Annotated in this window: 16 protein-coding genes; 5 read left to right on the top strand and 11 right to left on the bottom strand. The window is 72.9% G+C overall.

Features of this window, described 5'->3' with window-relative positions; translation table 11 throughout:
• Window positions 1-780 precede the first annotated feature (780 nt).
• From QSK30_RS29815 to QSK30_RS29805, 3 genes are all read right to left on the bottom strand, one after another.
• Window positions 781-1,686: a glutaminase gene (locus QSK30_RS29815; protein ID WP_285507921.1), complete on the bottom strand. Its 906-nt coding sequence runs from the start codon at window positions 1,684-1,686 to the stop codon at window positions 781-783.
• Between the two features lie 45 nt (window positions 1,687-1,731).
• Complete coding sequence (locus tag QSK30_RS29810; RefSeq protein ID WP_285507920.1) at window positions 1,732-2,670, bottom strand: XRE family transcriptional regulator; 939 nt, start codon at window positions 2,668-2,670, stop codon at window positions 1,732-1,734.
• Window positions 2,671-2,736: 66 nt separating this feature from the next.
• Entirely contained in the window at window positions 2,737-3,720 is a 984-nt protein-coding gene (locus QSK30_RS29805) for a LysR family transcriptional regulator (protein WP_285507918.1), read from the bottom strand.
• Window positions 3,721-3,997: 277 nt separating this feature from the next.
• On the opposite strand from QSK30_RS29805, the gene QSK30_RS29800 reads away from it, so the two are divergent.
• On the top strand, window positions 3,998-5,251 hold the full coding sequence (locus QSK30_RS29800; RefSeq protein ID WP_285507917.1) for a helix-turn-helix domain-containing protein: 1,254 nt from the start codon (window positions 3,998-4,000) through the stop codon (window positions 5,249-5,251).
• 183 nt (window positions 5,252-5,434) lie between these two features.
• Here QSK30_RS29800 and QSK30_RS29795 read toward each other — a convergent pair whose 3' ends face one another.
• From QSK30_RS29795 to QSK30_RS29785, 3 genes are read right to left on the bottom strand one after another with little or no spacing between them, the layout of a single operon-like run.
• The gene (locus QSK30_RS29795) at window positions 5,435-5,758 is read right to left on the bottom strand and encodes a hypothetical protein (protein WP_285507915.1); all 324 of its coding nucleotides are present in this window, start codon (window positions 5,756-5,758) and stop codon (window positions 5,435-5,437) included.
• Between the two features lie 40 nt (window positions 5,759-5,798).
• Window positions 5,799-6,272, bottom strand: coding sequence for a cupin domain-containing protein (locus tag QSK30_RS29790; protein WP_285507914.1), 474 nt, complete (start codon window positions 6,270-6,272; stop codon window positions 5,799-5,801).
• Window positions 6,273-6,331: 59 nt separating this feature from the next.
• Window positions 6,332-6,841, bottom strand: a complete 510-nt coding sequence (locus QSK30_RS29785) for a hypothetical protein (RefSeq protein ID WP_285507912.1) — start codon at window positions 6,839-6,841, stop codon at window positions 6,332-6,334.
• Between the two features lie 70 nt (window positions 6,842-6,911).
• Between QSK30_RS29785 and QSK30_RS29780 the strand changes: the two genes are divergently transcribed.
• Together QSK30_RS29780 and QSK30_RS29775 are read left to right on the top strand one after the other, a co-directional pair.
• Window positions 6,912-7,331: an SRPBCC family protein gene (locus QSK30_RS29780; RefSeq protein ID WP_285507911.1), complete on the top strand. Its 420-nt coding sequence runs from the start codon at window positions 6,912-6,914 to the stop codon at window positions 7,329-7,331.
• A gap of 75 nt (window positions 7,332-7,406) precedes the next feature.
• Window positions 7,407-7,601: a DUF5302 domain-containing protein gene (locus QSK30_RS29775; RefSeq protein ID WP_285507910.1), complete on the top strand. Its 195-nt coding sequence runs from the start codon at window positions 7,407-7,409 to the stop codon at window positions 7,599-7,601.
• A gap of 27 nt (window positions 7,602-7,628) precedes the next feature.
• On the opposite strand, the gene QSK30_RS29770 is transcribed toward QSK30_RS29775, so the two are convergent.
• The 5 genes from QSK30_RS29770 to QSK30_RS29750 all read right to left on the bottom strand — a co-directional run bounded on the left by QSK30_RS29770 (window position 7,629) and on the right by QSK30_RS29750 (window position 13,231).
• Window positions 7,629-8,996: a WS/DGAT/MGAT family O-acyltransferase gene (locus tag QSK30_RS29770; protein WP_285507909.1), complete on the bottom strand. Its 1,368-nt coding sequence runs from the start codon at window positions 8,994-8,996 to the stop codon at window positions 7,629-7,631.
• 82 nt (window positions 8,997-9,078) lie between these two features.
• Entirely contained in the window at window positions 9,079-10,524 is a 1,446-nt protein-coding gene (locus tag QSK30_RS29765; RefSeq protein ID WP_285507907.1) for a serine/threonine-protein kinase, read from the bottom strand.
• 488 nt (window positions 10,525-11,012) lie between these two features.
• A complete protein-coding gene (locus QSK30_RS29760; RefSeq protein WP_285507905.1) occupies window positions 11,013-11,216 on the bottom strand; it encodes a DUF397 domain-containing protein in 204 nt (67 codons plus the stop codon).
• Window positions 11,217-11,226: 10 nt separating this feature from the next.
• Complete coding sequence (locus QSK30_RS29755) at window positions 11,227-12,096, bottom strand: helix-turn-helix domain-containing protein (protein ID WP_285507903.1); 870 nt, start codon at window positions 12,094-12,096, stop codon at window positions 11,227-11,229.
• A 268-nt stretch (window positions 12,097-12,364) separates the two neighbouring features.
• Window positions 12,365-13,231, bottom strand: coding sequence for a helix-turn-helix domain-containing protein (locus QSK30_RS29750; RefSeq protein WP_285507901.1), 867 nt, complete (start codon window positions 13,229-13,231; stop codon window positions 12,365-12,367).
• Window positions 13,232-13,514: 283 nt separating this feature from the next.
• On the opposite strand from QSK30_RS29750, the gene QSK30_RS29745 reads away from it, so the two are divergent.
• Together QSK30_RS29745 and QSK30_RS29740 are read left to right on the top strand one after the other, a co-directional pair.
• Complete coding sequence (locus tag QSK30_RS29745) at window positions 13,515-14,705, top strand: OmpA family protein (RefSeq protein ID WP_285507899.1); 1,191 nt, start codon at window positions 13,515-13,517, stop codon at window positions 14,703-14,705.
• Between the two features lie 115 nt (window positions 14,706-14,820).
• Entirely contained in the window at window positions 14,821-16,146 is a 1,326-nt protein-coding gene (locus QSK30_RS29740) for a hypothetical protein (protein WP_285507897.1), read from the top strand.
• Window positions 16,147-16,227 lie beyond the last annotated feature (81 nt).

Below are 16,227 nucleotides of genomic sequence, written 5' to 3'. Positions count from 1 at the left end.
GAGGCGGGGCGGGCGGCCCCGGCGGGGGCGCCCTCACCGGGGGGGTGGGGTGGGGGGGGGGGGGGGGGGTGGGGCAGCCATTAGATCGAGCATTCGTAGCGGGACTTGCGTACCAGCGGGGGTGGCCTCACCGCTGTGGGTGGGCGGTTGGGTGAGTGGGTGGCGGGCAGCCACTAGATCGAGTATCCGTGGCGGGCCCTGCATAGCCTGCCTGCTGCGGTTGGGTGGGTGGGTGGGTGGGCGGTCATGCCACCCCACACCGCAGCGGGAACGACCTCGCCGGCCCCAAGCGAGTCCCGGCCCGAGGCTGAGCCCGCACCCACACGAACGCCGGCAAGCCCGGCCCAGATCTCCCGCGCCTCTCGGCGGTGTGTGAGTGGCCGGGGTCGCGTTGCTGAGTTCAGCGTGCTTGATCTTGGCTGGCCGGTCGGGGCTGGGGCCGGGAGCGTCGGTGCCGTCGGTGGCCGTCGGGCGCGGTGGTGGCGCTGCGGGTGACGGGCCGGGCCGTTATGCGTGACAGGCCCCGGTGTCGGCTCCACCCGACCTCCGGGGCCCGCCGCCCCCATCGCGCGAGGGCGCGGAGCGCGGTGTCCCGGCCGCGGCTGCCGCAATGGCGATGAGAGCGGACGATGATCCGCCGCCGACCCTGCACGGCGCGGTTCATCGTTCCGGAGGCCATCGTCCCCGGTTTTGGGCGTCGACTGCAACGACGTCCATCACTTAGCGGGTGTTTATTACGTTAACTCACTGCTCACCGATCTCGGAGTACACTCGTTTGGCTTAAAACACCGACCAGCCGGTGCGGGCCGTGAGATGCTCCAAGGCTGCCACGCCCGCCACCGAGTTGCCGCACACGTCCAGTGCCGGGCTCCACACGCACAGCACGCAGCGGTTGGGCACGACCGCGATGATGCCGCCGCCGACCCCGCTCTTGGCCGGGAGGCCGACCCGGTAGGCGAACTCGCCCGCACCGTCATACATCCCACAAACAAGCATTGTTGCGTTAAGCCGCTTGGTCGCCTCCCGGGAGAGGACCGGGGTGCCGTCCGCCCCGACGCCGCCCCGGGCCAGGAACAGGCCCGCGAGGGCGAGGTCGGCGCACGAGGCCGACAGGGCGCAGCCGCGCACGTAGTGGTCGAGGACCTCCGGGACCGGGTTCTCCAGGTTGCCGTAGCTGGCGATCAGGTGCGCCAGGGAGGCGTTGCGGTGGCCGTGCGCCAGCTCGGAGTCGGCCACCCGCGGGTCCGAGTCCAGCGCCGGGTTGCCCGACTCCGCCCGCAGGAACCCGCGCAGCGCGCCCGCGGCGTCGCCGGTGAGGGTCAGCAGGCGGTCGGTGGTGACCAGGGCGCCCGCGTTGAGGAACGGGTTGCGCGGGACGCCGCGGTCGATCTCCAGCTGTACCAGGGAGTTGAACGGGTGCGTGGAGGGCTCCCGCCCGACCCGGCCCCAGATCTGGTCGCCGTCGGCGCCGAGCACCGCCGCCAGGGCGAACACCTTCGCCAGGCTCTGCACCGAGAACGGCACCCGGTAGTCGCCGACGCCGGTGACCTCGCCGTCGAGGGTGGCGACCGCCAGCCCGAACCGCCGCGGCTCGACCTCGGCCAGGGCCGGGATGTAGTCGGCCACCCGCCCCTGGCCGACCAGGGACCGGACCAACTCGTGGACGTCTTCGAGGACCTCGCGCACGGCGCCAGGATGGGCCGGCTCCACCAGACCGGACAGCATTAAGGGTTAACTCTCCCAATCCCAGCGGAACCCGTAGCAGCCCGGACCGAAGTTCAGCGCGACCCCGTGCACCGAGGAGTCCAGGCCCAGCTCGACCTCCTCGGACTCCTCGACGCCGTGCTCGTCGCGGGTGAACCGCACGCACGTCGAGGGCGGGAAGGCCGGGTCGAAGCAGACCTCCAGCACGAACTCGCGCACCGGCAGCCGGAACTTGCGCTCGTAGTTGCCGTCCACCGGCGGCGGCCAGCTGTTGACCAGCTCGTGCTCGGTGATCACCGTGTCGCCCTTGCGCAGCGGGCGGTCGAAGAGCAGCTCGGCCACCACCAGGCCCTCGTGCGGGCGGTCCACCACCCGGCCCAGCCGGCAGTGCCGCACCGGGAGCACGGTCGGCGGCTGCCGGTCCTGCTCGTCCAGGTGCATGATCGCCACCCAGCGGTCCGGCCCGTCGGCCTCGGCGCGCAGCACCTGCCGCGAGGTGTAGGACAGCTCGCCACCGTCGCGGCCGACCAGCACGCGGTCGTGCTGGCTGATCCGGGTGAGCCGGGCGTCCCAGGTGGTGTCCACCCCCTGGGCGGCCTCCTCGATGATCCGCGGGTCGTCCCAGAAGGCGCCGATCCGCGGGCTGTTGTCCGGTTGGCCGAGCCAGCGCCCGCGCGGGCGGGGCGGACCGAGCAGCGTGGTCAACGCGCCCTCGGGCAGCTCGAGCACCGCCTCCAGGTGCGCCAGCGCGGCCAGCGACTCGCGCCGCTCCGGCCTGCTGCGGCCGGTCTGCCAGTAGCTCAACGTGGCCAGGCTCAACGAGACACCGCGGGCGCGCAGGCGTTGCCGCAGTCGTTCCAGGCCGAGGCCGCGCGCCCGGATCGCCGCCCGCAGCGCGGGAGCGAACGGCCCGGTGTCGAGCAGTCGGGCCAGTTCGGCACCGGTCTCACGGGATTGGACGGTCATTCGGGGCTCCTGGGCGGTCACAGGAAACCGACGATAACCCGTGACACCACCCGCACGGCTAAGGAGTTAACTGTTAAGCGGCCCCGGTCCGTGCTCCGCCCACCACCGCGGGTAGTGGGGGTTGCGGTCGACCAGGCGCTCGTAGCTCTCGATGATCGCGCGGCGCAGCAGCATCGGGTCGATCGGGCACGGGTCGCGCCAGGCCAGTTCCAGCCGGGTGCGGATCGGGTCGCCGCGCAGCGGGCGCACGATCAGGCCGCGGCCCTCCCGGGAGGTCGGTTGGGCCAGGCTCACGCACTGGCCGCTGTTGACGAACTCGCGCGCGGAGTTGGCGTCGCTGATCTCGTGGGTGACCCGCGGCTCGAACCCGGCCGCCCGGCACGCGGCGCGCAGCGGACCGATACCGCCGTTGTCCTCCTGCGGGTCGATCATCCAGTTCTCCTGGGCCAGGTCGGCCAGGTCGATGACGTCCTGCGCGGCCAACGGGTGCCGCTCGGAGAGCGCGACGAAGTCCGGCTCCTGCTCGACCACGACGTCGCGGTGCACCCCCTCGGCCGGGCCGACCTCGTAGCCGATCACCTCGCAGAGCACCGCGGCGTCCAAGCGCCCCGCGCGCACCCGGCCCTGCAGGGCGGCCGCCGACGGGTCGGAGTGCACCTGCACGCTCGGCGTGGGCACCCCCGGGCCGTGGACCTCGATCCACAGCTCCACCAGCCGCGGCACCACCAGCGGGAGCAGCGCGCTCGGCCGCCCGCCCAGCCGCACCTCGACCGGGCTGTCCGGGGAGACCGCGATCTGCGCCTCCCCGCGCAGGTCGGCCATCTCGTTGACCACCGACCGCGCCTTGGCCAGCACCGTCCGGCCGAACGAGGTCGGCACCACCCCCGTCCGCGCGCGTTCGAACAGCGGCGCGCCCATGGCCCGCTCGATCCGCTGAAGTTGAGATGTCAACGATGGCTGTGACAGTCCTAGGGACGCGGCGGCCTTGGTGATACTGCCCTCGTCGGCCACCGCGATCACGATCCGCAGGTGTCGGAACTCGAGTTCCATGGTCGACATGTTATGGCCACGGGCTATGCGGCCGACACGGGGAACGGCCGCGCTGCCGGTTGCCGCACCGCGCCGCCGCCCGCGGCCGGTCCGCCGGTCGGCGCGCCCATCAGGGCGGCGGTCGGTCAAGGCCGCCCCAGAGTGTGGAACAGCGGCTCGGCCTCGGCGGATTGCGTTAACGTCGAGGGCCCGTGGTGATCATCCACCGGGCCTCGGCCCTGGCCCCTCGGCCCGTGCGGGTACCCGGAAGGCCTTGAGTCAGCATCGGAGTCGACAGGTGTCCCAACGGTCCGGAAAGGTCAGCCAGCCCGAGTTCGGCGTGCGCCTGCGGGGGCTGCGGGTGCGCCGCGGGCTCTCCCAGCGCGACCTGGTCGCCGACGGGGCCATCAGCGCCAGCTATGTCTCGCTGCTGGAGGCGGGCAGCCGGGTGCCGACGCTGGAGGTCGTGCACCAGCTCGCCCGCGTGCTGCAGGTGCGCCCGCGCGAGCTAGCGGGCGAGAGCTGGCCCGACGACGCCTTCCCGACCACACCGGTCGACGCCGGGCTGGTGGTGTCCCGGCTGCTGGTCCAGTCCGCGCTCGCCGCCGGTGACCTGGCCGACGCGCTGGCGCACGCCCGGGACGCCCACGACAGCGCCACCGAGCCCACCGCGGTGATCGAGACCGGGATGGCCCTGCAGCGGGTGCTCGGTCTCGCGGGCGAACCCCGCCAGCGGCTGGCTGTGCTCGACGACGTCGTCAAGGCCGCCGAGGAGGCCGCCCTGCCCGCGGTGCTGCTGACCGCCACCATCGACCTGGCCACGGCCTGCCACGCGGTGGGCGAGCTGTGCCGAGCACGCACGCTGCTGGACGAGGCGGTGCAAGCCCTGGCGGGCAGTCCACTGGCGGGCACCGCCGAGGAGGTCCGGCTGCACACCACGCACATCCGGGTGCTGTGCGAGCTCGACGAGACAGTCGCCGCGCTTGAGCTGATCACCCCGCTGCTGGCCGCGGCGGCCGCGGTCGACCAGCCCGCCACCACCGGCCGCGCGCACTGGACGGCCGCGGTGGCCTTCGGCCGCGCGGACAAGCGCGCCGAGGCGTTGGCGCACCTCGAACTCGCCCACGACGCGCTGACCGACACCATGCCGGTGCGGGACCTACTGCGCTTCTGCGCCGACGCCGCCGCGATCCATGTCGACTGCGGCGGCGACCTGGCCGCGGCCCGGGAGCTGATCGCCGAGGCCCGCGGCGTGGCGCGGCTGCTGGGCCTGTCCCCGCACCGCGACAGCCTGGCGGCGCGCTACGAACTGGCCGTGGGCAACCCGGCCGCCGCCGTGCGGATCTGCGCGGCCGTGCTGGAACGCGGTGAGGTCACCGGTTACGAGCTGCTGCGCACCCGCAAGACCCTGGCGCTGGCGGCCGAAGCGGTGGGCGAGGTGGCGGTCGCCGTGGAACAGCTGAGGATCCTGGCGGCGGACGCGGAAGAGGAAGGCGTGCTGCCGCTCGCGGTCTACGCGTGGAAGCGGCTGGAGTCGCTGCGCTCCGCCTGAGTCCAGCGCGCGTTGTTCCGGGAGCGCTCCCCCGAAGTGGAGCGGTAAGCCCCGGCGAGGGGGAGTGCCGGGGCCTACCGACCGGCCGTTCCGCGCCGCACCAGGGGGGAGGGGCACGACGGGCCGCGACCGGGGTCTTCGGGCTCCACCCAGTGGTTACCCGGTCCCGAAAAGATCGAAACGCTAGTCGGACACGACCAGCCTGGCGTTGCCGTCCTGCACCGCGCGCAGCTCGACCCGCACCCCGTCGACCACGGCGGCCTCCCCCGGGTTGAGCGTCACGTCCACGCCGCCGCCGGTGAGCCGCACCTGCCCGTTGCCCACCCGGGCCTTGAGCCGCGCGTCGAGCACCTCCAGCGTCGACGCCCCGGACACGGTCAGCTCACAGCGGTTCTCCGAGCACTTCCCCGCGTCGTCCGCCGGGGTCTCGCACGAGGCCAGGGCCGCGGCGACAACGGCGGCGAGGGCGGCGGCCAGGCCCGTGCGCAGCAACGATCTTCGCACCATGTGCCACACATCGCGGCGCCGCGCACGGGCGTAACGGACCTCAGACCATGTACTGGTCGTGCTTGGCGTAGAACGCGGTCCACTCCTGCGGGGTCAGCTCGCGACCGGACTCGGCCAACTCGGCCAGCTCGAGGAAGTACTCCTCGCGGGCCGGGCCGGGGGCGAAGACCATCAGCATGGACGCGGGCTCGTCGGACTCGTTGCCGAACGCGTGCACCCCGCCCTCGGGGACGTAGAGGAAGTCCCCCGGCGTCGCGGACACCCAGCGCTCCCCGTCGAAGAGGCGCACCGTGCCCTCGAGCACGTAGAAGGACTCGGAGAAGGTCTTGTGGAAGTGCGGCGCCGGGCCACCCGCCTGCGGCGCCATGTCCCACCGGAACAGGCCGAACTGGCCGTTGGTCAGCGAACCGGGCGCGACGAAGTGGGCCGAGACGGTCGGCCGGTCCAAGACGGTGATCTCGTCCACCGGACGCAAGCGCGCGCTGCGCTCACCGGTGGTCCCCAGGTACGACATCGGTGCTCCTCTCGGGTACGCGCCCGAGTAGACCGCGCGGCGGCGGTCCAGTCCAGTCCTCAGTCATCACACGGAAGTGGCCTTGAGCGGACCGGGCGGGGGATCCTGGTCAACGCCCGCACCCGGCGGGTGCGCCCGTGCACGGCCAGCAGCGCGAGGAGTTCCCCGTCCACCGCGGCGGCCAGCCTGCGCTGCGCCCAGTCGGAGGCGGCCAGCACCGCGCTCACCGGCACCGGCCTGCCCGCCAGCGCGTCGTGCAGCAGGCACCACTCGGAGAGCCGGGCGCGGACGAACTCGGCCCGCTCGACCGCGGGCGCGACGCGCGCGGCCCAGCCGTGGAAGTCGCCCGCCGCCTTGGCCCGGTCGTCGATCCGGGCGACCGCGGCGGCGACCGCCATCGGCTGGTCGGGGTCGCGCAGGACCAGGTCGAGGAACGCCCGCTCGTCGAGCGGGTCGGCGCCCCGGTACCACTCGAAGCGCAGGTGCTCGTCGGCGGCCAGCGCACCCGGATCGTGGTCCGCGCGGCCGGTCAGGGCAGCGGCCGCGGCGATGTGGTCCAGCAGGTTCACCGTGAAATCCTCCGCACGGAAGGGTAGTGGGGACCTACCCGCCGACGATCATCGGCGCTACCCTGCGCCGATGCGGTTCCAGCACGAGATCGCCATCGCCGCGCCGCCCGCGCGGGTCTGGGCGGTCTACCGCGACGTCGAGCGCTGGCCGGAGTGGACGGCCTCGGTCACCGAGGTCACCCGGCTCGACCACGGGCCGCTGCGGGTGGGGCACCGGGTGCGGATCCGCCAGCCCCGGCTGCCCACCGCGGTGTGGACGGTCACCGAACTCGTCGAGGGGCAGCACTGGACCTGGACCTCCGGTGGCCGCAGCGCCCGATCCGTGGCGCACCACCGGGTGGCGCCCGACGGCGACGGCGCGCGGGCCGAGCTGTGGGTGGACCTGTCCGGCCCGCTGGGCGTCCTGGTCGGCAAGGTCATCGGCGGCCTGACCGACCGGTACCTGGCGCTGGAGGCCGAGGGGCTCAAGGACCGGGCCGAGCGCGGCTGAAAACGATTCGACCGATGGGTGTCCGACGTGCGAGGCTGACCGGACCACTCGTTTGCTTCTCGTGGAGGTCCTCCCGTGTCCGAGCCAGAACAGCCCGAGACTGAGGTCGCCGCGGAGCCGGAGGATCTCAAGACCAAGTTCCGCGAGGCGTTGGCGCGCAAGCAGGCGCAGGCCAAGTCCGGGGAGGGGCACGCCAGCGGCGGGTCCAAGGTCCACGACTCGCACGGCAAGGTCGGTGGCAAGCGGCAGTTCCGCCGCAAGAGCGGCTGATCACCGCGCTCGGGGAGCGGGTGCCGGTCAGCCGAGCACCCGCTCCTCCAGGGCCAGCAGCTCCGCGTCGAGGTGGCCCAGCAGCCGCTGCAGGTGCGGCACGGTGCGCCTGCACCCGGTGAGGCCGAACTCCAGGGAACCGTTGTAGCTGGTCACGGTGATGTTGAGGGCCTGGCCCTCGTAGGGGACCGAGACCGGGTACACCCCCAGCATCCGCGCGCCGTTCCAGTAGAGCGGCTCGGTCGGTCCGGGGACGTTGCTGATCAGCAGGTTGAACGCGGGCGGCGCGATCTTCACCGCGCCCGGCACCAGCGCCACCGCGAGCGGGGCGAACGGGATGGCGCTCAGCGCGGTCACCTGCAGCTGGCTCATCCCCCGGTAGAACTCCTTGCCCCGCCGCATCGACTCGGTGATCAGGGCGAGCCGGTCGGCGGGGTCGGGCACGTCGGTGGCCAGGGTGCTCAGGATCAGACCGACCGCGTTCCCGCCCGCGCCGTCGTCGGTCCGCAGCGACACCGGGACCGCCGCGACCAGCGGCTTGTCCGGCAGGGCACCGAGTTCGAGCAGGTACTGGCGCAGCGCGCCCGCGCACATGGCCAGCATCACGTCGTTCACCGTCGCGCCCGCCGCCTCCCCCACGGCGCGGATCCGGGCCAGCGGCCAGCCCTGGGCGGCGAAGCGGCGGGCGCCGGTGATCGGGACGTTGAACACCGACTTGGGCGCCTCGAACGGCAGCGTCGCCGACTGCTCGCGGAACACCTGGTTGGCGTACTTGGCCACGGCGGGGCCGATGCCCACCACGTCGCGCACGCCCGCGGCGAAGGCGGCGAGCGGGTCGGTGTCGCGGCGGGCCCGGGGCGCCGCGGCGGCGTCGGTGCGCACCGGCGGCGACCACGGCGGGCGCATGCCGCGCTCGGCCGGGTCGGTGGACAGCGAGGCCTGCAGCACGCGCAGCGCGGAGACGCCGTCGAGCAGCGCGTGGTGCACCTTGGTGTAGATGGCGAACCTGTTGCCCTGCAAGCCTTCGATCAGGTGCGACTCCCACAGCGGCCGGTGCCGGTCGAGCAGCGAGCCGTGCAGCCGGGAGACCAGCTCGAGCAGTTCGCGGACCCGCCCGGGGGTGGGCAGGGCGGAGAGCCGGACGTGGTACTCCAGGTCGAGCAGGTCGTCGTCGGCCCAGAACAACTGGCCCACCGTGCTCACCGGGCCGCGCGGCCTGCGGCGGAACAGCGGGCGGATGTCCACCTCGGTCAGCAGCGCGCGGTGCAGGTCGCCGACGTAGTCACCGTCCGCCCCCTCGGGCAGCTCGAAGAGCTGCAGGCCGCCCACGTGCAGCGGGTGCTCACGCGACTCGCCGAGCAGGAACATCGAATCGGTCACCGGCATCAGCGGCATGGGCGTCCTCCTCGACGGCGCGTGGTGGGCACGCTGCCATCCCGGCGGTCATCCCGCAATCAGTCCGGGATGGACACGCGGGTCAGCGCGAGTCCGAGTCGATCAGGTAGTTGCCGTTGACCGACACCACCCGCACGGTCTTCTTGGTGGTGGACTCCCCGCCCGCCGACTTGACCGTGACGTCCACCGGGACGGTCACCGAGCCGTCGGCGTTCGACGTGACGCCCTTGGCGTTGCGCGAGGACACGTACTGGAACTGCGACCAGTACTGCCCGAACCCGGCCAGGTCCCCGAAGGCGGCCTTGCCGTTGGGGCCGAGCATCGCCCAGCGCTGCTCGGCCGAGGCGTCGCCGTAGTAGTCGATCACCAGCCTGCCCGCGGTGGAGAAGTCGGTGACCTTCTGGCTCGACACCTGGGTGGTCGGCGGCGGGGCCGAGGACGGCGGCTGGGTCGCCGACTGGCTGACCGTGACCACACTGGTGATGGTGTTGGGCAGCGTGGTGACCTCGCGCCCGGAGTTGGACAGCACGAGGGTGACCGCGCCCGCGAGCACCACGACAGCGAGCAGCGCCAGGACGAGCACCCCGCGCTTGGGCCCGGGTGCCTGCACCCGGGCGGTCTCCGGCTCGTGCACGGGCTGCTGCTGCTGCTTCGGCCCGCGGACGTTGAGCACCGGGCGGGCCGGGCGGGCGGGCACGGTGCGCTGCTCGAAGGCGGGCACCTTCAGCGGCGCGGTCGGCAGCGCGAGCACGGAGGCGGCCTCCTCCATGGTCGGCCGGTCGGTGGGATCGGCGCGCAGCAACGACATCAGCGTCGGCGCGAACGGCCCGGCACCGCGCGGCGGGGAGATCTCGCCGGAGGCCACCGCGTGCAGCAGCGCCAGCGGGTTGGGGTTCATCCCGAACGGCGGCGCGCCCTCGACCGCGTGGTAGAGGGTGGCGCCGAGGGAGAACACGTCGGAGGCCTGGCTCGGGTCCTGGCCGCGGGCGATCTCCGGGGCCAGGTAGGCCGGGGTGCCCGCGAGCATGCCGGTCTCGGTGATGGTGCCGTCGTCGATGGCCCGGGAGATGCCGAAGTCGGTGATCTTCACCGTGCCGTGCTCGTCGAGCAGGATGTTGCCGGGCTTGACGTCGCGGTGAACGATCCCGGCCGCGTGCGCGGCGGCCAGCGCGGCGGCGACCTGCGAGCCGATCGCGGCGACCTGCTCCGGGGGCAGGGTGCCCTCCTCGGCGAGCACCGCGGACAGGCTGCGCGAGGGCAGGAACTCCATCACCAGCAACGGGTCGCCGTCGTGCTCGGCCACGTCGAGCATCGAGATCGCGTTGCGGTGCTGCAGCCGGGCGGCGATCCGCGCCTCGCGCATCGCCCGGCGCCGGGCCTCCTGCGCCTGGGCCTCGGTCAGGCCGGGCCGCAGGATCAGCCGCTTGATCGCGATGACCCGCTCGAGCCGCTCGTCCCTGGCCCGCCAGACGACCCCCATGGCACCGCTGCCGACCGCCTCCAGCAGCCGATAACGCCCGGCGACCAACTCACCCTGTTCGATGACCAGGTACTCCTCGCGTGTGTGGACACAAGCCTCGACTGTGGGATCCGAGACTAGCGAACCACCCCGACGGGCCGATCATTCGTCCACACGACTGACAGCGGCTTCCCCGACGGTGACGGGGAGTTCACCTCCCGGCACGCTCAGCCAGGTCGAACCGGCCACCCCTGACCGCAGCCAGGAACGCGACCCGAGCGTCCGCGTCAACCCGCACGATCGCGCCGCCGCGGGCGCGGACCACCAGCGCCGAGCCGTCGTAACCGATCTCGACACAACTGCCGGTGGCACAGCGCGAACTTTTCCGGAATGAGACCGACATGGTCGCACCCCTCCTCCAGTTGACGTTTCCGCACATAAACAGGGAATGCGAGTCACGCACCGTCGAGCGACCGTGCACCCAGTTTACCGGAATGTAACGGAACAAACCAGTACCCCGGCGCGCGCGCACCGGGGTATGGCCACGTCAACCGAGGTCAGCGGGGGTCCGCCTGCGGGCGGACGAGGGCGCCGGAGGCGACCTGGGCGGCGAAAGTACGCCAGTGTGCGGGATTCGCGAAGGGCGTCAGGCCCACCGCGCTCTTGGAATCCCGGACCGTGACGACCCCGCCGAGGGGGAAGTCCACCTGCAGGCAGGCCCCACTGGTGCAGAAGCTGCTCTGCCGAAAACGCACACTCATCGGACGGCACTCATCTTTCATCGGAATATTTCTTCAACATGTCCTCGATGACCGCGCGGGATCCGTCCGGGTCAGGACATTTCCGCACGAGGTCGGTGAAAATCGTGGTGTAGCGGGAGACCTCGGCCTCCTGCTCCAGCCAGCGGTCGTCCAGGCTGGCTTCGATGTTGACCGCGTTCCGGTCGTTCTCACTCTCGAAGGTGAACACCACGAACGTGCATTGACCTGCGATATCAGGCCCGGCACGGAACGGGAAGACCCGCAGCTGCACGTGCGGCAGGCGCGAGGCCTCGATCAGGGCGGCGAGCTGGTCGCGCATCACGGCGGCGGACCCGACCCGGCGGTGCAGCACCGCCTCGTCGATCACGAAGTTCAGGTGCAGCGGTTCCTCGCGCTCGGTCACCATGTCCTGGCGGCGCATCCGCATCCGGACCCGGTTCTCGTTCTCACCCGCCTTGGGGCGCGGGTAGATCGCCTGGAACAGCTCGCGCGCGTAGTCCTCGGTCTGCAGCAGGCCGGGCACCGTCGAGCTGACGAACCCGCGCAGCTTGGACGCCTCGGCCTCGAGCGACATGTAGATGTCGACGTTGGGCGTCACGACGCTGGAGAAGTCCTGCCACCAGCCCTGCCTGCGGCCCTCGCCCGCCAGCCGCACCAGCCGGTCGCGGACCTTCTGGTCGTCGACCTGGTAGAGCCCGAGCAGGTCGCGCACGTCGCGCGCCTTGGGCACCCCCTGGCCGGTCTCCAGCCTGCTGACCTTCGAGGTCGAGCACTCGAGGTGCGCGGCCGCGTCCTCGAGCGCCAGGCCCGCGGCCATCCGCAGCCTGCGCAGCTCGGCACCGAGCCTGCGCCGCGGGATCAGCGGTCCCTGCAATGGCATCGGTCCTCCCGACCGGACGGCGTTCGCCATCCTGCAATTGCGCGGCGAGATTGCTCGCCGATGGCGGGCAAGTTACCACTTGGGCCGACCGTGCGCGGACACCGGCCGGACCCGGTTCATGATCAGTGCACCGGCAACTTCTCCCAGCTAGGAGCGCAAATCCGCGGCGCATCGGTCCACTGGGGACAGCTCCCGGCGGGCAACCGCGTGGACCGAAGTGTCGCAATTGCACGGTGACAGCCGGGAGAACCACCCGATCGTGTGGCGGTTACCCGGGGCCGCGCGCGTGCTCGGCGACCACCGACCGGATGAGGCGGTGGGCGTCATCCCGGCACAGGCACCGGGTCGCGAGCCGGTCGAAGACCGCGCTGTAGCGCCGCACGTCCCGCTCGTGCTCCAGCCAGCGGTCGCCCGCGCTCAGCTCGATGTGGACGGCGTTGCGGTCGATCTCACTGTCGAAGGTGAACACCGCGTACGCGCACTGGATCGCGATGTCCGGTCCCGCGGCGAACGGGTAGACGCGCACGTCGACACCGGGTCGCGGGGACAGCAGGGCCAGCAGTTGGTCCGCCATGACCGCGGTCGAGCCGACCAGCACGCGCAGCGCCGCCTCGTGCAGGACCACCCGCGTGCGCGGCTCGTCGGTGCGCTCCTCGTAGATGCGCTGCCTGCCCGAGCGCAGCAGCACGCGCTTGGCGCGGTCGTCGGTCGTGTCGTCGGGGTAGACGGCGCGGATGAGCGCGTTCGCGTAGTCCGGGGTCTGCAACAGGCCGGGGATGGCGGTGCTCGCGTAGAGGCGGATGTCGGAGGCCTCGGCCTCCAGCGCGATGAACGCGTCCATGTTCGCCGACACCACCTCGGCCATGTCCCGCCACCACGCCTGGCGGCGGCCCTCCCCCGCGAGCCGGACGAGTCGGTCGCGCACCCGCTGGTCGTCGACGCGGTAGAGGTCGAGCAGCGCCCGGACGTCGCGCGGCTTGGGCACCCCGTGCCCGGTCTCCAGCCTGCTGATCTTCGACGGCGAGCACTCCAGGAACTCGGCCGGGGCCTCCAGGTTGAGCTCGGCCGCCTCGCGCAGCCTGCGCAGCTCCACCCCCAGCCTGCGCCTGGGGATCAACGGGCTCGGTGACGGCATGACCCACCTCAGCTCTGCACTTGTGCCGTGACATTGCTGGATGACACTTGAACGTAGCACTACTGACCCCACCCGTACCCAGGATCGACCAGGTTTTCCCAGCTCAGGAGCGACAATGCGCGAACCTCACCCGGTTGGGCCATTCGAGTGGAAGATCGACCAAGCTTGCGTGCAATTGCATGAGGGTATTGCTTGACGCTAGTTCCATGACGCAACCTAAGCCTGAGGTTGCGCGGCGGAGCGGATCGGGGTCCGCTCCGCCCGACCGACGGGAGGTCGGGTCATGGACGGAAGGACAGGCAACGGACGGGTCGCCCCCGCCCTCGGCACAGTTGCGCCGCGCACGGGCATCCTGCTGGGCGCGGTGCTGGTGGGCGCAGCGGTGCTGGCGAGCGGGTGCGGTGCGGCACCCGCCGCGGACGCGGGCGAGACACTGGTGATCGCGGTGACCGCGGTCGCGAACGAGCCCGCGCCGACGCTGACGACGGCGGCGCGCACGGCGGTCCAGGACGCCCTGAACACCGACCACGCACGCCTGCGGGTCGTGGTCAGCGGCATGGAACGTCCGACGGTCGTCGCGGACGAGGACCTGCGGCTGCTGCGCGGTTCCCAGGTCGAGAATGACGCGGCCCGCCGCGCGGAACTGACCGCGCGCAGGATGTCCCAGGTCGCCGAGGTCGTCGGCGGTGCGGCGGGCCAGGTGCCCAACCTCGACCTGTTCACCCTGCTCGACCACGTCGCGCGCACACCGGGCCGGGTCACCGCGGTGGTGATCAGCTCCGGCGTGCAGACCACGGGGCCGCTCGCCCTGGCCCGCCTCGGTTGGGACCAGGTCGGCACCGCCCAGGTCGTGGCGCAGGCGGAGCACGAGGGGCTGGTGCCCGACCTGCGCGGCAAGCGCGTCGTGTTCTCCTCCCTCGGCGAGGTGCGCCAGCCGCAGGAGGTGCTGCCCCCGCCGCTGCGCGAGCGGCTGGCGCGGATGTGGCTGGGCATCTGCGAGGCGGGCGGCGGTGACTGCTCGGTCGACCGGGAACCGGTGACCGGTGGCCCGCCGCACTCGAGCACGCCGGTGCCCACGGTGCCGGTGCCGCACGCACCCGCCCTCACCGCGCCCGCCGCGGCGCCGGTCGAGCTGCCCAGCGACATCCTGTTCGGTCCGGACTCCGCCGACCTGCTCCCGGACGCGGAACCCCTGTTGCGCCAAGTGGTCCAGGCCCTGCCGCCCGGGGCGCACCTGAGGCTGGAGGGCCGCACCGCCTCGGTCGGGCCCGCCGACACCGCCCGCGACCTGAGCTTGCGCCGCGCCGAAGCGGTGCGGGACTCCCTTGTGCTACAAGGAATCCCAGCGAACACCATCACCACGACCGGCCTCGGGTTCGACCGTCCACTCGCGCCTGACCGGGACACGACCGGGAACCTCATCCCCACTGCCGCACAACGCAACCGCACCGTCACCCTGGCAGTGCGGCCGTGACGTGCCGCGGCCCAGCACCCCACGAGACCAACGGCGATTTCGCGGGGCGGGCCGGAGCGGAATCCCCAAGCAGCAAGATGTCTCGACTTCCCCAGTCACAGACGGGAGTCCTGCCGTGCTCCGACGCATCGCACCACTGAACAGGCAAGCCGAACCCCGACCCGCGGAAGGGAGAACCCCCACGGCGCCACGGCACCTGCCCACGTCGCTGTGGTTGCGCAGGCCGATCACCGCCGCCACCGCCACCTTCCTCGCCCGCGGTGCCGACCACGGCGAGCTCGCCCTGGAGAGCCGCGGTCTGGCGCGCGCCGCCCGGCTCGTGCACCGGCGCGCCCGGCGCGTCGGCGCGTGGAGCGGGCGGGCCAGTGCCGCCGCCATCCGCGCGACCGACCTGTGCACCCGCGCCCTGGCCGCCGACGACCGGGAGCGGGTCGTCGGCGACGCGCGGCACGCGACCGCCGCGACGGGCTGGGCGATCAGCGCGCGGGCGGCCCGCCCGCTGCTCGACGAGACCCTGCGGCGCATCGACCACGAGGTGTCGGCTGGCGTGACCACCCACCACCAGTCCCGCGGCCGGGCGATGACCGTGGTGGCCTACGTCCTGCTGGTGGTCGACGCCGTCGCGCTGTTCACCGTCTTCGGGTTGCTGCTCAACATCGACTGGACCGCCCCGGCGGCCGTCCCCCTGGTCACCGCCGCGGCGTTCGCCCTCTTCGGCGCGGGGGTGCAGGCGAAGCTGGCGGTGGAGTTGGGCAGGCGGGTGTGGGCTTGGCGCGCCTCGGCCGCTCCCCGCGACGACGACGTCGACGAGTTCCCGCCGCGCGGGGCCGTGGTCGGGTTGTGCGCGGTGGCGCTGTTCGGGGTGAGCGTGCTCGCGGCGCTGTCGATCCTGCTGCGGGTCCGGTACGAGGGCGTGCTGGCCGAGCAGGTGGGCGTGGCCACGGTCATCGGTCTGGCGCTGGCGGGCTGCGCGCTGGCCGCGCCGTGGATCATCGTCGCGCACGAGGCGTTCGACGGCTCGCCGCTCACCCGGCTCGCGGGCGCGCTCACCCGGGTGGTCACCGCCGCCCGCGCCGAGCGGGAACGCGCCCTGGCCCGGGCCGACCGCGCGATCGCCCGGGCCCGCGCCCTCGACGACCGGGCCCGCCGCGAGCGCGCCCGGCTCCGGCTCCGGGTCGGCCGCTGCTACCTGCCCGCGCACCGGGTGATCCTGCTGGCCCGCGACCTGGCGCGCGCGGCCGTCCCGAGCCAGCCGCCGGACACCGAGCCGCCCAGCTCGGCGCTGCCGATCCGACTGCCGGTCGACGAGGCGGCGCTGACCGTGGCGCTGGCCCAGTCGGGCACCGCCATCGCCGAGGCGCGGGCCGCCCGCACGGCGGTGACCAGCACGCTGTCCCCGCCCGCCGAGCGCATCGGCACCCCGGTCCATCCCGACTGGTGACCCGCGGGGAGGTCACCAGGGACGGCGGGCCACCGGAACACCGGTGGCCCGCCGCTTCCTTTCCGTCCACAGTGGACTCAC

The sequence above is a fragment of the Actinokineospora sp. NBRC 105648 genome (assembly GCF_030269645.1).
GTDB lineage: Bacteria > Actinomycetota > Actinomycetes > Mycobacteriales > Pseudonocardiaceae > Actinokineospora.
Note: the sequence above shows the minus strand (reverse complement) of the source record. Positions and strands in the feature narration are given on the sequence as shown.

Excerpts from the sequence above, each read along its gene's own strand:
- QSK30_RS29810 (WP_285507920.1), bottom strand. The coding sequence starts at position 2,670 with ATGACCGTCCAATCCCGTGAGACCGGTGCCGAACTGGCCCGACTGCTC.
- QSK30_RS29805 (WP_285507918.1), bottom strand. The coding sequence starts at position 3,720 with ATGGAACTCGAGTTCCGACACCTGCGGATCGTGATCGCGGTGGCCGAC.
- QSK30_RS29795 (WP_285507915.1), bottom strand. The coding sequence starts at position 5,758 with ATGGTGCGAAGATCGTTGCTGCGCACGGGCCTGGCCGCCGCCCTCGCC.
- QSK30_RS29790 (WP_285507914.1), bottom strand. The coding sequence starts at position 6,272 with ATGTCGTACCTGGGGACCACCGGTGAGCGCAGCGCGCGCTTGCGTCCG.
- QSK30_RS29780 (WP_285507911.1), top strand. The coding sequence starts at position 6,912 with ATGCGGTTCCAGCACGAGATCGCCATCGCCGCGCCGCCCGCGCGGGTC.
- QSK30_RS29770 (WP_285507909.1), bottom strand. The coding sequence starts at position 8,996 with ATGCCGCTGATGCCGGTGACCGATTCGATGTTCCTGCTCGGCGAGTCG.
- QSK30_RS29760 (WP_285507905.1), bottom strand. The coding sequence starts at position 11,216 with ATGAGTGTGCGTTTTCGGCAGAGCAGCTTCTGCACCAGTGGGGCCTGC.
- QSK30_RS29755 (WP_285507903.1), bottom strand. The coding sequence starts at position 12,096 with ATGCCATTGCAGGGACCGCTGATCCCGCGGCGCAGGCTCGGTGCCGAG.
- QSK30_RS29750 (WP_285507901.1), bottom strand. The coding sequence starts at position 13,231 with ATGCCGTCACCGAGCCCGTTGATCCCCAGGCGCAGGCTGGGGGTGGAG.
- QSK30_RS29745 (WP_285507899.1), top strand. The coding sequence starts at position 13,515 with ATGGACGGAAGGACAGGCAACGGACGGGTCGCCCCCGCCCTCGGCACA.